The organism is Parabacteroides sp. KHUB-02 (assembly GCF_056640955.1).
Window position 1 is genome coordinate 1903689 of sequence record NZ_JBWQEV010000001.1, and the last position, 14760, is coordinate 1918448.

Sequence of the window (14760 nt, forward strand, 5' to 3'; positions counted from 1 at the left end):
TTAATAAACATACATATCTTCGTAAGAACTTGGTTTGTACCCGAGAGTAGTACAAACCAAGTTTTTTTCATATTTTAGTTTCTCTTTGGAAAACCATGAATGTCTTTAAAACACGACATAGGGTCAGTATGTTTTCATGTAATTAATTAAGGAGAGAAGCTATGGGACAATCCAAACAAAAGAACAAAAGCACGGCTCTTTTATTCATCGAGTACGTCAAGATACGTGCTCATAGCAAGAGGGAGCAGGGAAAGCTGAGTACCGCGGAACTATATGAGGTGGCGGGACGACATTTCGAGCGTTTCTTGGGGAAGAGCGTTTGCCGTATCAAAAATGTGACGGCGACACAGATCGCCGATTTCCACTGTTTCTTGCAGAAACTGGGGTTAAAGACCAACTCGGTCAATAGTTATATGAGTAGCCTGAGGGCGATCTACAACGCCGCCTTGTCCGAAGGGCTGGTGACCGTACGGGAGAACCCTTTCGCACGCTTACGCTTGAAAAGGGAAGAGACCGCCAAACGGGCCATCCCCTCCGAAGCCATCCGGGAGATAGCGGCACAGGACTTACGGGAGCGACCGGACCTTGAGCGGGCCGCTGACCTGTCGATTTTCAGTTTTATGGCCTTCGGCATGCCTTTCGTGGACATCGTGAACTTGAGAAAGGAAAATATCCGAGGCGGCGAGATCGTGTACAACCGCCGCAAGACAGGCACGCAGATCCGGATCGAAATCACCTCCGGCATGAAGGCCCTGATCCGGAAATACAGGAATGACACGCCTTTCATCTTCGACTTGGGGCTGACATCTCCGGATCACACCAATAATCAAGAATACAAACGGTTATTGAGCCGGCAGAACCGGGCCTTGAGGGAAATCGGCGAGCGGCTGGGGCTGAAGATCAAGCTCACCTCTTACGTCATGCGTCACACATGGGCCTCGGAGGCCTTGGCGCACCACGTCCCGGTTGCCGTGATTAGCCAAGCGATGGGGCATTCGTCCGAGAAGACCACCCGATGCTATCTCAGCTCGCTCGACCAGTCGGAACTGAACAAGGCGAATAAACAAATAACGAGATTCTTGAATAATCTGCTGAGGAAGGGATACGAGACTTATTTACGAAATAAGTCAAAACCGGATTAACAGCCCTATAATGAGTTGTTTGCGATTCAACAAGAAGCGACAAGGCAACTCTGTTATAGAACAACACGACAAAGTACGGTTTTATATATTAGAAAAACAAGCTTTTTTCTAATCTTTTTTAGCAAACAACCTTTTTCTCCCGAAAAGAGAAGTTCTGCATAAGGAATATTCACGTTTTTTTCCTTGATATAAGCCTTTTAGGCGCTTTTACCAAAAGGAGGGCAAAGGCTGTCCTTACCATCGTGCCTTTACGTTTTATTAACAAGCTCTTCTCACGCCTTTTGCCAGTCAAAAGAACTCCGTACACGAGGATGTATAAGAAAACCACGGTCGTTTACCGTTTTTTCGCTCCAATAACGAAACCGTTCGGCGATAGATCTATCTGCCGTAAACCTTATTTCGTAAATAAGGATCGTTATCACTATACAGGAAGAACCATATATCAAGCCCTTAGTGATGGATGAGAGACTGGAAGAACCAATGGAAACGCGAAGGCTTTTCCTGAAAATAGAGAGAGTGACTGGCCGTTAGGAAAAAACCGACCCAACTTCTGTATCCGGTAAGAACTACGACCCGTTCATAAGATGATTATTTACTTAATTCAATGAATACAATGAAAATGAAAAGGCTTTTCACGTTAATGGTATTTCTCTGCGCAGCGTTCCTCTCGCAAGCGCAGACTTCGCCGGGCGATGACAAGGGCGCCGTGGCGGCCATCAAGACCAATCTCCCGTACTGGGGAGTGGGCGGTACCTTCAACCTCGGCGCCGAGTTCCGGCTGGCACGGCACTGGACGCTGGACCTGGAGGCGGGACTCAACCCCTTCGACGGGAAGAACGACGACGGATCTTACGACCGTACGATGAAACACTTCCGGGCGCACCCCGAGTTGCGCTATTGGTTCTGCGAGTCATTCCAAGGGCATTTCCTGGGGCTTCACGTACCCTTTATCGCCTATAACTTCGCCGACCTGAAGGTTCTCGACCTCGAGAACGAGCGTCGCCAAGGCTGGGGAACAGGCGTAGGCGTCAGCTACGGATACCAATGGCTCCTGCACGAGCACTGGAACTTGGAGGCCACGCTCGGCGTAGGATACCTCTACCTCAATTACGACAAGTTCCCTTGCAAGAATTGCGGCAACAAGTCGGAAGACAACAAGAAGCACTACTTCGGCCCTACGCAGGCGGCCGTCAGCTTGATCTACTTATTCTAAAACACGCGAACTGATGAAAAGACGATTCTTACCCATAGCTCTGCTGCTGGCCGGATCCTTGGCGGCGGCGAACGCGTACGCGCAGGAGAACACGTTGCGCGTAGAGAAAAAACTCATCGAACGGTCCGGTGACTACCTGCTAGTAGACCTCACCCTCAACCTGAGCGACCTGGTGGTCCGCTCCAACCGGTCCGTCACCTACACGCCGGTCATCCAGCGGGGCGACAGCCTGAGGAGACTGCCCGCGCTGATCGTGAACGGGCGTAACCGCCAGATCTTATACGAGCGCACGGGGCGCGACATCGCCACCGACGGGGAGTTCGCTGTGCGCCGCAAGAACGGTACCGAGCAACGCTTCGACTACCACGCCCGCATGCCTTACGCCCGCTGGATGGACGGTTCCGAGATGGCCTTGGCGATCGACGAGTGCGGTTGCGGATGGGAGGCCCTCAAGAACGACCGGAGCGCGCTCTTCCCGATCCACCTGAACCGGACCCCTCGGCCGCTCATGGCCTACGTGGCGCCGCCGGTGGAGGTGAAGAACCGGGCGAAGGAGGGTAGCGCGTTCCTCGACTTCCCCGTGAACCGCACGGAGATCCGCCCGGACTACCGCCAGAACTCGCGCGAGCTGGCGGCGATCCAAGAGACCATCGAGTCCGTGCGCGGCGATAAATACGCCACCATCACCGGTGTCAGCATAAAAGGATATGCCTCTCCCGAAGGCTCATACGCCAATAACGAACGTCTGGCCAAGGGCCGCTCCGAAGCCTTGCTGGCCTACGTGAGAGAGCGGTACGGCCTGGACGGCGCGGACACCGAGGCGAGCTACGAGGCGGAGGACTGGCAAGGGCTGGAGGCCCGCGTGGAACGCTCCTCGATGCCCGCCCGGGAGGCCCTGCTTGACGTGATCCGGGACGCTTCCATCGACGACCCGGACCGTCGCGAGGAGAAGCTGAGGGGCGTCGACGGGGGCGAGCCTTACCGCTACCTCGTAAAGGAGATCTACCCCGCCTTGCGCCACTCGGACTATAAGGTGAGCTACACCATCCGTCCGATCAGCGTGGAGGAGGCGAAGGAGTTGATTTACAACGACCCGAAACAGCTGAGCCTCGACGAGATGTTCCGCGTGGCGCAGACCTACGAGACGGGAAGCGCCGAGTTCAAGGAGGTGTTCGAGATTGCCGTGCGCATGTATCCGGACGACCCCGTGTCGAACCTCAACGCCGCCAACTCCGCCCTGCTGAACGGCGACACCGCCGCGGCGCACCGCTACCTGGCGAAGGCGCAAGAGGGACCGGAGCGTAGGCTGGCCGAGGGCGTAGCCGCTTGGCTGGAGGGCGACACCGACCGGGCGGCCACCATCTTCCGCACGCAGACGAACGACGCGCGGGTGGGCGAGCAGGCCCGGGCCAACCTGGAGCAGGTGGAGGATTGACCCGCCGCGGATGTCTTCCGAGATCTGCCGCGGACCTCGGAAGACTATTACATACAAACATACTAACTTTAATTAAACAATCTAACTATCTAACAATTAAACAACATGAAACTGAAAAGTACATTATGGGCACTCGCCTTCGCTTGCGCGGCGGTGTCTTGTTCGGACGATCTGGAGAGCGGGCCGAACGGTAACAACGGGAATGGCGAGGCGTTAGGTGAAAGCGCACTCGTAGCCGTACAGATCAATGCCGGTATCACTACGAAAGCCGGTAATGGCGAGGATGGCGATGGTTTCGAAAAGGGAGATATCGATGAAAGTGATATCAAGGACTTGACAATCTATTTATTTGAAAATAGTGGGAGTACGACTGATTTCGACTTCAAGAGCACGAGTACCCTTGTAGCGAAAGGATATACCGCGGCCACGGGATCCGAGGAAAATCCGGACGCAACCCATCCGACAACCGGAGGAACCGACCTTACTGAGACCAACCATGGCTGGCAAGCCACGATCGAGGTAACCATGAGCGACAAAGCCGCCAGTTTCGCCGGAAAAAAATACGGTGTAATCGCTATCACGAACATGGGTGGTTCTGACAAATTGCCGGCGATAGGTACGGGAACAAATCAAATCAGTACAGGTAACCAGCTGGCCAACTACTTGATTAACGATCTTCAAACCGAAAGTGGTTTTATCATGTCTTCCCATACCTTGGAAGACAACCAAAATCATGAATCTACCGTCACCTTCCCCGATCGTAGCTCCGACAATGTTCCGGAGGTTGAGGTATTCGTAGAACGCTTGGCCGCTAAAGTAAGAGTCAATGAATATAACAATAACTCAACTTTTGTTTATAACCCAACAGGCGCGACAACGGACAGGGTTGTCCTGAATAATGTAGCTATCTTCAACCAATTGAGTAGCGGATCTTATTTGCTGAAACGCGTGACAGAGGAGAACAACCAGTTCGATCCGACAACTGGCGACTTGAGCGATTTCTCTGATGCCACAAAAGACGAGTATCTAGGCGATGAGGAGGTAAACGCCAATAAATTATTACCTGTGCGCTTCGTGATCGATCCTTGGACTCGTGCGAAGACAGCAGAGAACGTAACAAACCTTGCCGCTATCAACTCCGCGACGGAAACCGGTTTCACGCCTAAGGCACTAAGTTACGACTATGCATATTGCGTGGCGAGTGGCCAAACATACCAGACCATCGGTGCGATCTGGAGCGGGTGGCAGAATGAACAGACAAAAAATATCATTCCGCTGAGTGGAAGAGAGGCGGATGACCTGACTTATCTATACACACGCGAGAATACCACTTCCAAGGCCGCGTCCTTGAACGGTTACTCTACCGGTGCCTTGTTCCAAGCCACTTATTATCCAAAACAGTGGATGGTAGTAGATGAAACCGATGGTAGCGTGGAAGCAACTAATGTCAGCAAAGAGACAGATATAGCTAAGCAAACCGCTCAAACATTCTATACCTATAACGACGATATTTTCAAGGATTACAAATCGGTATTCGCATACACCTTGGCTCGTATCTATGCGGAGGAGATAGGAGATGGCAAACAGCACCCGGGATATATCTTCTTCGACGGTTTCACGACAGCAGGATTGGGAAATATGACAGTCTCCGACTTCAAAAACTCTAAGACATTAGCCTCGGCAGCGGATCCGTTCGGTTATTTGAAGGCCTTGAAAACAGCCGTAGAGGCAGAGACGGACGGTGATAAAAAGATGAATACAGTAACAGGCGTTAAATCATTCGAGGACTTCATGGATGAAAATGGAGGCAATGACATGGTCGAGATCAATAAGCTCGTGAAAGTCTATACCAATGGCGTTTGCTACTATCCGTACTGGATCCGTCATGAGAATAATGACGATCAGCATGTGATGGGCGTGATGGAGTTTGACATCGTTCGTAACAATATCTATGATATCTCTGTTTCCGAGATCAAAGGATTAGGCCTTTCCGAGGTGGATGTCCCGGATCCGACAGACCCGGACGAGAGCGGAGACGCGCAACTGACTGTCATTCTTAACGTGAAAGACTGGGTGGTTCGCTCCAACAGTGGCGTCAGCCTGTAATCCTATTCCTCCCCTCCGGCCCTCCGCCGGAAGGGAGGAACCTATATATGCCACCGGGGAAATCCCCGCTTCCTACATACATGACCCTATAGCACGGTTGGGATTGTCGTCCTTCCCATCAGCGATTGACGGCAGGGCGGCCCCCCGGTGGACATTAAATTATCTTTGGCAGTAAACAAACAACGTTTAAACAGATATGAACAGATTCTCCAATTTATTAATCAAATCGATCGGCGCGCTGACGCTGACGGGACTCGCCGCGTGCGACTATATCCACGATGACTCCATCGCCCCTTGCGAGTACCGGCTGCGCCTCGTGTACGATTACAACATGAAATTTGCCGACGCCTTCCAACGCGAGGTGGATAAAGCCGCATTGTTTATCTGCGACAACAAGGGTAATTTTATCCGGCGGCAAGATATCGAGGGAGCGGAGTTGAAAGCGAACAGCATCGCGATGGACCTCGAGCCCGGTACTTACCAAGTGCTCACTTGGGCCGGACTGGACGAGAGCTCCTACCAATGGCCCGAGCTCACCCCCGAATCCTCCACCATCGAGGAGATTCGCGTCAAGACGCTACGGGAGGCCGACGCTACCCAACCCAATGAACTGACACCCCTCTGGCACGCGCTCGACACGCTGGTCATCACCGGCGACCGCCACGAGGAGAAAGAGATATCGTTGGCGAAGAACACCAACAAGCTGCGCGTCGTCTTGCAAGATACCGAGGGATACAGCATGGACGTGAAGGACTTCTCCTTCCGGATCGTGGCCGACAACGGATACATGGACTATGACAATACCCTGCTCGACGACGACACGATCTCCTACCTGCCCTACCATACGGAGAGCGTCGACATCGCCGCCGGATCCGCGGACGACCAGATCAACGGGAAGCCCGCCAACCAGTACGTGGCCGTGGCCGAGCTGAACACCATGCGGCTCATGGCCGGCGAGAACTACCGCCTCATCGTGCGCCACAAGGATTGGAAGAACGACGTGCTGAACGTCAACCTCAACCAATACCTCCTGCTCACCCAGATGGAGGGGCACGACATACCGGCGCAGGAATACCTGGACCGGCAGGACGAGTACTCCATCGTATTCTTCCTCACGCCTATCATTTGCCCGGACTGCCCCGATCCGGACCCCGATCCCGATCCCGATCCGGAGCCTGATCCGGACCCGACACCCGATCCGGACCCGGAAATCCCCGATCCCGAGGTGCCCATCGTAGGCTACGCCTGCTACAAGGTACAGGTGAAAGACTGGGTGATCCGACTCAACAATGGCGAACTTTAAAAACACGTAAACAAGAATGAGAAACAAACGATATTTTTCCATCCAGACAGCGGCAGTGGCGTTCACGCTACTGCTTCTGTCGTTCCTGCCCGCCTGCTCCGACGAGAACGGCGGCAACAGCCCGGACATACCCGACGGCAAGCTATACACCCTGACCATCAACTTGCGAAGCAAGGAGAACGCGCTGCCCACTTATACGAAAGCTGACCCCAACCATGACAATTTCGAGCGTCATATCCTGAACTGGTGGTTGATTATAAAAGGAAACGGCACTGATAATAAGGACTTTTATAAGTACATGACGGATGATCCTCAATCTGATAACCCGGCCGATTTCTCCGAGACCAGCGTCAAGGCAGAGCTCCCGGCCGGACAATACAAGATCTACGCCCTCGCGAACCTAAGGAGTTTGACAAACGCGCAGGAAGTGATCGAGGCTATCGAAGCTGGAACGCTTCCTACCGACAAAGGCGTATCCCTTCCCCCCATGACCCGTTTCGACGAGCAAAGCAACTACATCCCCATGACCAGTTACGGCTACGAGGTGGAAGTCAGCGAAAACACACCGGAACTGGCGATCCCCTTGATCCGCCTGATAGGCAAGGTGACACTTACCGTCACGAATTATCAAAGCAGCCCTATCACATTAAACGGACTTTCCTTAGATGGATTGCGCGCTGACGAACAGCCTATATTCTTGTTTCCTTACGATATAGACGAAGCGGGAAACCCGCGAAATTTGCTACAAGCGGATGTGCAAGAAAGCTATAAGCCAAAATTCCCCGAAGATGCATGGGGACAGACAATGTCCAAAGTTTTCGTAACGGAAGGCGAAGCGGTCGAGATCGCCAACGAAGGCGCAGTGACTTATACCTCATATGTCAACGAGACCGCCTCTCAAGGCAACTCAGACTTAACGATCACCACAAAGATAGACGGCCGTAACGACCAGCCCCAGTCATTCGATATCGACTTCATCCGCCGCAACGATTGGCTACAGATCCCGGTCAACGTGACAGACGCTGATATCGTGATCGAATTCGACCAGCAGCACATGCCGATCGGCGGCCTACCGCGATCCATCCATTTTCCATCGGGCCCCATCGTTCCGCAAGGAGCGTATGAGACAGATCATGCCGGCGATATCACGATTACTTATAGGTTAACAAACGTATCCAGCTTTACCAGCCCGGTGTTCAAGCATTATAAAGACAACTTCGTAGGCAGTGAGATCTATTCAAGTGCCGTCTTGCTGACAAATGGCGAAGAGAGCGAGCATACGAATTTGCTTATCAATACACCGAAGGATAACACTTACGCTCCTTGGTTAGACAAGAGTAAAAAAGCTTTTAAATTACCGGAGGAGAACGCGGCAGAAGGTTCTTTCAAGGTCACCGCCCAAGAGCTATCCATCGCGGCGGAAGCGACTATCCAATTAACCTTGGTTATCGTAGAGCAAGATCCCCAAACAAATGGAAATCGGGAAATCGCCCTACCTTACACCATAACCCTAAAAAATAAGGAAGGAGGTAACTCATGAAGAAACACTATACATTATATAATATAGGCAAGCTACTCATCTTGTCCTGCGTGCTCCTGCTCGGGGGAACCGAGGTGGCGATGGGGCAGATTCAGGACGAAGGTATAACTCCGGATAATACCATCGAGGAGATATTGTATGTAGTTCCTAATCAGAATATAGAAGTACGTACTCAAGATGACGGTGACAATACAGGGATGTACGGATATATCCGATGGTCTGTTGAGGATGCAAACGGAAATAAGACAATTAACGGTATATCCAATGATAATTTGACTAAGTATACCAATGGCTTAGCAACCACTTCAACCGGTACTACAGGTTCCGCCGGATATGTAACGTGTAATTTTACGCAAGCGCAAGTAAATGCAGATACGAAACTTGTTTATGAAGCCAGTTCGGTCAGAGCGGAAACAGGAAGTTCTGGTAGGGATCGCTATATCCGCCCTCGAGCGATCGGTATCCGTCACGTGTTTAAAATAAAAGATGCGAGTGAGAGGGTTGATGCATTAAGAGAAAAGCAATCTGCATTAGAAGAGTTAGGTATCAGAGAGAATAATCTTGAACCACTGCGGGAAGCCTCAGATCCTTCAAAGTATGTATTAAATGCGTATGATATCTATTTACCGGCAGGTGCCACATCAAATTTTCGTTTGCCGGAAGAATTGCGGAACTATTTCGTTCCAAATGGTAATAGATCAGCTCAAGCTCTATACGTTCGTTGGACGATCAATAGGTACGATGGAAGAACGTGGACTACTGCTACTCCTTCGATAGGCAACAACGGAAGCAACATTACGGAAGTATCCTTTAATAACAATACAACAAGAGCCTGTATCTTGGCAGAGGTTAGCAACTTAAGAAACGGTGAATGGTATCCCGTCTCTTTCCTTAACATCTCCTTGGAAAAGAGGGCTGGTGCCATGACGAAAGAAGCTTTGAATAACCTCAGTGAAGCTGAAAAGAATGCGTATAAGCATCGCTTCGAGGATGAGTTATTGGGTAACACAGCCCTCTATCAGCGAATAGAGCATATCTCTTTCGAAAAAGAAAACGAGATTTTAACGGGAAATGTTGAGAGCTATTTACGCAGTAATTTGACAGAGAATTTCACGTCTAAACCATTCACGACAGAGGATGGTAAAGCTATCGATTCCTATTACGCGTTCGCCCACCCGGAGATGCATGCGTACAGAGGTAACGAATTGAAGGTTATGAAGGGTGAATACGCTCTGTATCGAACGTTGAACTATCCGGAGATTTCAAGAGCTAGTACAAGCACTACCAAACCAAGCCAAGGTGCGACTGAGGTAAATGGCGCCTATTATACGGATTACTTTCCACAACAGTACAACAGGAGGGTTACTGACCGTCTGTGGGAAAAGACCAATGGAAGTGAATCCGGCTATTTCATGTATATAGACGCCTCGGAAATACCCGGTGTTATCGCTAAAATACCAATCAGCGGACTTTGCCCGAATACGAGTCTTATCGTAAACGCTTGGGTCTGTGACGTAACAGAGGGTAACGGCAGAACACCGGCTAATATAGGATTTACCCTAAAAGGAAAAGACAAAGATAGCGGTACGGAAACGATCTTGGCCAAATATTATAGCGGGGCATTATCTACAGCGGATGATGGTACTACCGCTCAATGGCAACAAGTCTCCTTCAAATTCTCTTTCTCGAATACAGAGATCGGTACATCCGATGAATTCGTCCTGGAAATATCCAGCAACTGTGAGAGCTCCAATGGTGCCGACTTCGGTATCGACGAGATCTCCGTATTCAAGACATTGCCGGCCATCACCTCTCAGCGCGAGGACGCTTGCGAATCCTCCGTGCTGATGGTTAGCACGGACTACCAAACGCTACAGAGTAACATGACGTGGGATATCGATTTGCATGCCATTGATGAGAACGAATTGAGCAATCCTGATTACCGTAAATACCGCTACGGCTTGATGGGCAACGATCCTTATGCGCCGGTGGACGATATCTTGCACTCGAATGTCGGTAATGTCTACTTCGCTTTTACGGAGAAAGAAAGCAACGGTAAAGTAGGCAACTGGATCGTGCTTAACAAGGACTTGACATCGAATCCAGAATTGTCAGACTTGGGCTTGCAATATACCATGCGCGTGGCCGTACAGACAGATATGAATTCCGTAGGAGCGGATGGTCCGATGATCCCCGACAACCCCGAGGATGCCAAGAGAAGCGAGATCATCATGAACATACGTGCCATGAACGATTTCCTGGAGGATGTGAAACGTGATTACTGGAAGGATCACGCAGACGATGGGCATGTGAAAGAGTTGGAGCAGTTGATCGGAGAGTTATGTGTATTGGAACCATCTACTGGTAGTGAAGCTGATGGTGCCGAGGATCCGAAAAGGATTAAAGACGATAGTTTCAAGACGGACGCAATTATAAGCAACGCAGCAGTCACTATAAATGGTGTGGAAAAAAGATTAGGAGACGAATACGAGAAAGCCGTAGTAGATCTATACGCCTGCTTGGAAATCCCTCGCATCCGCTGTCCGTGGCGCAGTGAAGACAACACGATCTTGTATCTGAGCGAGATTGACGTGCATAATACCGACCTGCGTTTCGCCGGAGAGAAATATAAAGACGGAGACGAGGAGAAGGTCGCTAGCGGTGAATACTATGTCGTATTGTTTAGCGCGAGACAAATCGCGACAGCCAATGGTGAGGAAGAGCAGGTCCTCGATCTGGATAGCGAGTGCGCTTTGAAGAATACAATCTATGTGATGCCTTCCACTACGATCGCCGTGCAAACGGAGACGGATGATAACGTGATCGCCTGTGTAGGCAGTATTCAATCAGTGAATGCCAACTTACGGGTAGCGAGAGTTGACGAGGTCGGTAATATCGTAAGTCCTGATTTGGTCTCTTTCGAGGAGGCATATCCAAATCATAGTTATACCTTTGATTGGTACTTAGGGACAGAGGAGCAGTTTGCTGCTATTTGTCAGGATGTAGGAATTGGAAATTTGCCTTTAGAAGATCTGCAAGATATTATCGGCAAACTGCGGAAAGGATTACCGGAAAATGAGTCTACCGAAAGATTTGATGTGGATGACGTAACTCGTTCATCATTGGATGACAAAGAAAAGAGTCTATTGATAAGACTTTTAGGCGGCAATGGATACGAACCTTTGCTGGCCTCGGGAAATGGAGAAGTACAGTTCCGCTTTGTGGAGCAAGTTTACGCCATGCCTTATATTCCGGATATCGAGTCTATAAGAGAGGACGCGGGGGGAAATCAGACTGTCTTGACAAGAAGTTTCTGCGCGGAAGGAGAATGGATTCCCTTGGCGGAGGGTACGGATGTGCCGGAATTGAATGTCGGATTCCCCGATGTCGATTACACCGCTGTAAGCTTGACCAACGTCCCGTTGCGTTTGGGACTTGTCAATTTGAAGGACAATAGTCGTGAATTGACGATCCCGATCCAAAACAAGATAGATTTTGGCGTAGAAGGAGAGAACCATGTATTGAGAGCGCTCAATAGTCTTGAAAAAAAGAAAGTCTTCTTGCAAAGGAGTGGAGATCTTTATGAGGAAGTGGGAGAGTTAATCTCGCTCTTTGCCCAAAACAGGGAGTCCGGGGACGGAAATAGCTTGACGTTGAAATTTAATATGACTGAATCGGAGGTTGAGGGCCTCTTCAAGGAAGGAGAAACCTATTCCTTATACATCCCCTTCGGCGAATATGAAAACGAGGACGCTACGCAGCCTATTGAGGGCTCCTGCGAGGGAACGGCTTACTTGCAAATCAAGATCGTTCCCGAGTACCTGACTTGGGAAGGTGAGGCCGATGCCGTTTGGTATAACGATAACAACTGGAATCAATCCACGAAAGCGGATTTGTATATGGGTAATAAAGACCAAACAGACGCCAACAGTGATGATGACGTGACGAACGCCTTTACCCCGCTGTACTTCACGAAGATCACGATTCCGGAGAATAAGATATTGAACTTATCCCCAGAGAATGGTGGAACATTGGATCTTGGAACAACCACCAATATCCAATACGACATGGCCGTTAACAACACAGGAGCCGGCAATTCCATAGAAGTCGTTCCCTACTACGGCAACAAGGTAGACCAAATCTACTTCAAGCCGGAAGCGAAGTTGATGAATCAACACCGGCTGGATTATGTGAAGGCTTGGGTAGAATTCGAGATTGCCAACAACGCGAAACGCTGGATGGCCTCCCCGCTGCAAGACGTGTACGCCGGGGATATCTACGCTCCTAAAGCAAACGGTAAGGAAGATACGGAAGCATTCAAGGATATCGAGTATAATACGGACTCCTACAGCCGCTGGACCCCGGCCTTCTATCAAAAGGCGTGGAATCAGGCGATCGAATATGCGACGGACAATGAAGGAAACAGAGAATCTGTAGCAGCCGTTCAATCCAACTGGAGCATCGAATACAATGACGTAAGTGTTCCTTACACGATCGGTAAAGGTTTCTATTTGAGCGTGGAGGATGTACCTGCCGGAAATGGAGGTGATGGAACAGCCTTGGTACGCCTTCCGAAAGCGGACGCTGTTACAGACTATAAATATGAGGAGGCTACGAAAGCATCCGTTTTAAGAGCGGATGACACTTCCAAAGCTAACTCCGGAAGACTGGTTGAATTATCATCAAATGATTCCTATATACTTACATTGGATAAGGACGTAGATGGTGACGGTACCCACTTCTTGGTAGGAAACCCGTTCATGACGTATCTGAATATGGAAACCTTCTTGGATGTAAATAAAGAGGTATTAGCCCCCAAATACTGGACATTGGCAAACGGCGCACCGGATGCCTCGGTAGGCACACCGGACGTAGACTTTGAGGGTGGAAACACGAATGGCACGGTAGCCCCGATGCAAGCATTCTTCGTGGAGCTGAAGAGCGACGCAGCAAAGGCAAGTACAGATGCGAACATCACCTTCACCCCCGCCATGATGTCGGCAACCGGAGCATCCGCGACCGAGGCGACCACCAAATCCGCCTCCGCCACCAACCCGGTCATCACCCTGACCGCCGAGCGCGGCGACGTGAAGAGCAAGGCCAGCCTGCTGACCTACGACAAGGCCGACAACGGCTATAAGGCCGACGAGGACGCGGTCGTACTCCTCGACTCCGAGCTGGACGCACCGATGGTCTACACCGTATCCGGCAGCAAGGCGGCGCAGGTGAACGCCGTGAAGTCCATCCGAAACATCGGCCTCGGTGTCTATAACGAGACCAACGACGAGGTGACGCTGACCATCGAGGGACTCAGCCGCCTGGCCGAGCCGCTCTACCTCTACGACGCCCATACACGCAAGAGCGTGAAACTGGAAGACGATAGCTACAGCCTGCAAGTAGCCGGCGACAGCCACGGACGTTACTTCCTTCGCGATAGCGAGCTAGGATCCGAGCTGGAGAACACGATCTCGATCTACTCCGCACGACGCGGACAAGTGATCGTCTCCTCCCTCCGGCCGGTGAAGGAGATCAAGGTATTCGGCCTGAACGGTTCGCAAGCGCGTCAGTTCTCCGTGAACACGACGCAATACAGCTTCGACCTGCCCGCCGGTATCTACATGATCCACGCCAGCGACGGCGAGCAAGCCCATACGGAGAAAGTAATCGTTCGATAAATCAATCTACCTAATTATCTTAAACAAGCAGAAAGCCCCGGTGCCCTTTGCGGCATCGGGGCTTTCTCATTTCCCCCCCTCCCCCGACCGCCGCCGGCAAACACCGGTATAGGCATCGGGCCAAAACAGTAGTGGCGTAAGCCCACACCGATAGTGCTTACGCCACATGCCGATACCGATAGTTTCTTTAATGGCCTGCCCCTTAGTATTCCCGATACAAACAGTACTTTTGTCATAAATCCCGGAAGGAGGCTGTCATCACATGCTAGTGTTTTCTGCTCAAACATGCGCGAAGTGTGCAAATTCCTTCACAAAGTTCTTTGTTATAAAGAATGTTTGATTACTT

7 protein-coding genes are annotated in these 14760 nt (G+C 50.8%); all 7 read left to right on the forward strand.

Annotation, left to right across the window (positions count from 1 at the left end):
- Window positions 1-161: 161 nt before the first annotated feature.
- The 7 genes from ACYIA1_RS08265 (at window position 162) to ACYIA1_RS08295 (ending at window position 14414) form a co-directional block, all read left to right on the forward strand.
- Window positions 162-1142 (forward strand): tyrosine-type recombinase/integrase, encoded by a 981-nt coding sequence (locus ACYIA1_RS08265; RefSeq protein WP_048927745.1) that lies wholly within the window; start codon window positions 162-164, stop codon window positions 1140-1142.
- 619 nt (window positions 1143-1761) lie between these two features.
- Window positions 1762-2355, forward strand: a complete 594-nt coding sequence (locus ACYIA1_RS08270) for a DUF3575 domain-containing protein (RefSeq protein WP_044545715.1) — start codon at window positions 1762-1764, stop codon at window positions 2353-2355.
- A 13-nt stretch (window positions 2356-2368) separates the two neighbouring features.
- On the forward strand, window positions 2369-3790 hold the full coding sequence (locus ACYIA1_RS08275) for a DUF3868 domain-containing protein (RefSeq protein WP_480334979.1): 1422 nt from the start codon (window positions 2369-2371) through the stop codon (window positions 3788-3790).
- Between the two features lie 105 nt (window positions 3791-3895).
- Window positions 3896-5896: an Mfa1 family fimbria major subunit gene (locus ACYIA1_RS08280; protein ID WP_048927744.1), complete on the forward strand. Its 2001-nt coding sequence runs from the start codon at window positions 3896-3898 to the stop codon at window positions 5894-5896.
- 196 nt (window positions 5897-6092) lie between these two features.
- The gene (locus ACYIA1_RS08285) at window positions 6093-7199 is read left to right on the forward strand and encodes a FimB/Mfa2 family fimbrial subunit (protein ID WP_122382767.1); all 1107 of its coding nucleotides are present in this window, start codon (window positions 6093-6095) and stop codon (window positions 7197-7199) included.
- A 16-nt stretch (window positions 7200-7215) separates the two neighbouring features.
- Window positions 7216-8739, forward strand: coding sequence for a hypothetical protein (locus tag ACYIA1_RS08290; RefSeq protein WP_048927742.1), 1524 nt, complete (start codon window positions 7216-7218; stop codon window positions 8737-8739).
- Window positions 8736-14414: a T9SS type A sorting domain-containing protein gene (locus ACYIA1_RS08295; protein WP_480334981.1), complete on the forward strand. Its 5679-nt coding sequence runs from the start codon at window positions 8736-8738 to the stop codon at window positions 14412-14414. Before ACYIA1_RS08290 ends, ACYIA1_RS08295 begins: the two co-directional genes overlap by 4 nt.
- Window positions 14415-14760: the final 346 nt, after the last annotated feature.

What these genes read in the sequence shown, in the direction of transcription:
- ACYIA1_RS08280 (WP_048927744.1), top strand. Translation starts at nt 3,896, where the DNA reads ATGAAACTGAAAAGTACATTATGGGCACTCGCCTTCGCTTGCGCGGCG.
- ACYIA1_RS08270 (WP_044545715.1), top strand. Translation starts at nt 1,762, where the DNA reads ATGAAAAGGCTTTTCACGTTAATGGTATTTCTCTGCGCAGCGTTCCTC.
- ACYIA1_RS08290 (WP_048927742.1), top strand. Translation starts at nt 7,216, where the DNA reads ATGAGAAACAAACGATATTTTTCCATCCAGACAGCGGCAGTGGCGTTC.
- ACYIA1_RS08275 (WP_480334979.1), top strand. Translation starts at nt 2,369, where the DNA reads ATGAAAAGACGATTCTTACCCATAGCTCTGCTGCTGGCCGGATCCTTG.
- ACYIA1_RS08265 (WP_048927745.1), top strand. Translation starts at nt 162, where the DNA reads ATGGGACAATCCAAACAAAAGAACAAAAGCACGGCTCTTTTATTCATC.
- ACYIA1_RS08285 (WP_122382767.1), top strand. Translation starts at nt 6,093, where the DNA reads ATGAACAGATTCTCCAATTTATTAATCAAATCGATCGGCGCGCTGACG.
- ACYIA1_RS08295 (WP_480334981.1), top strand. Translation starts at nt 8,736, where the DNA reads ATGAAGAAACACTATACATTATATAATATAGGCAAGCTACTCATCTTG.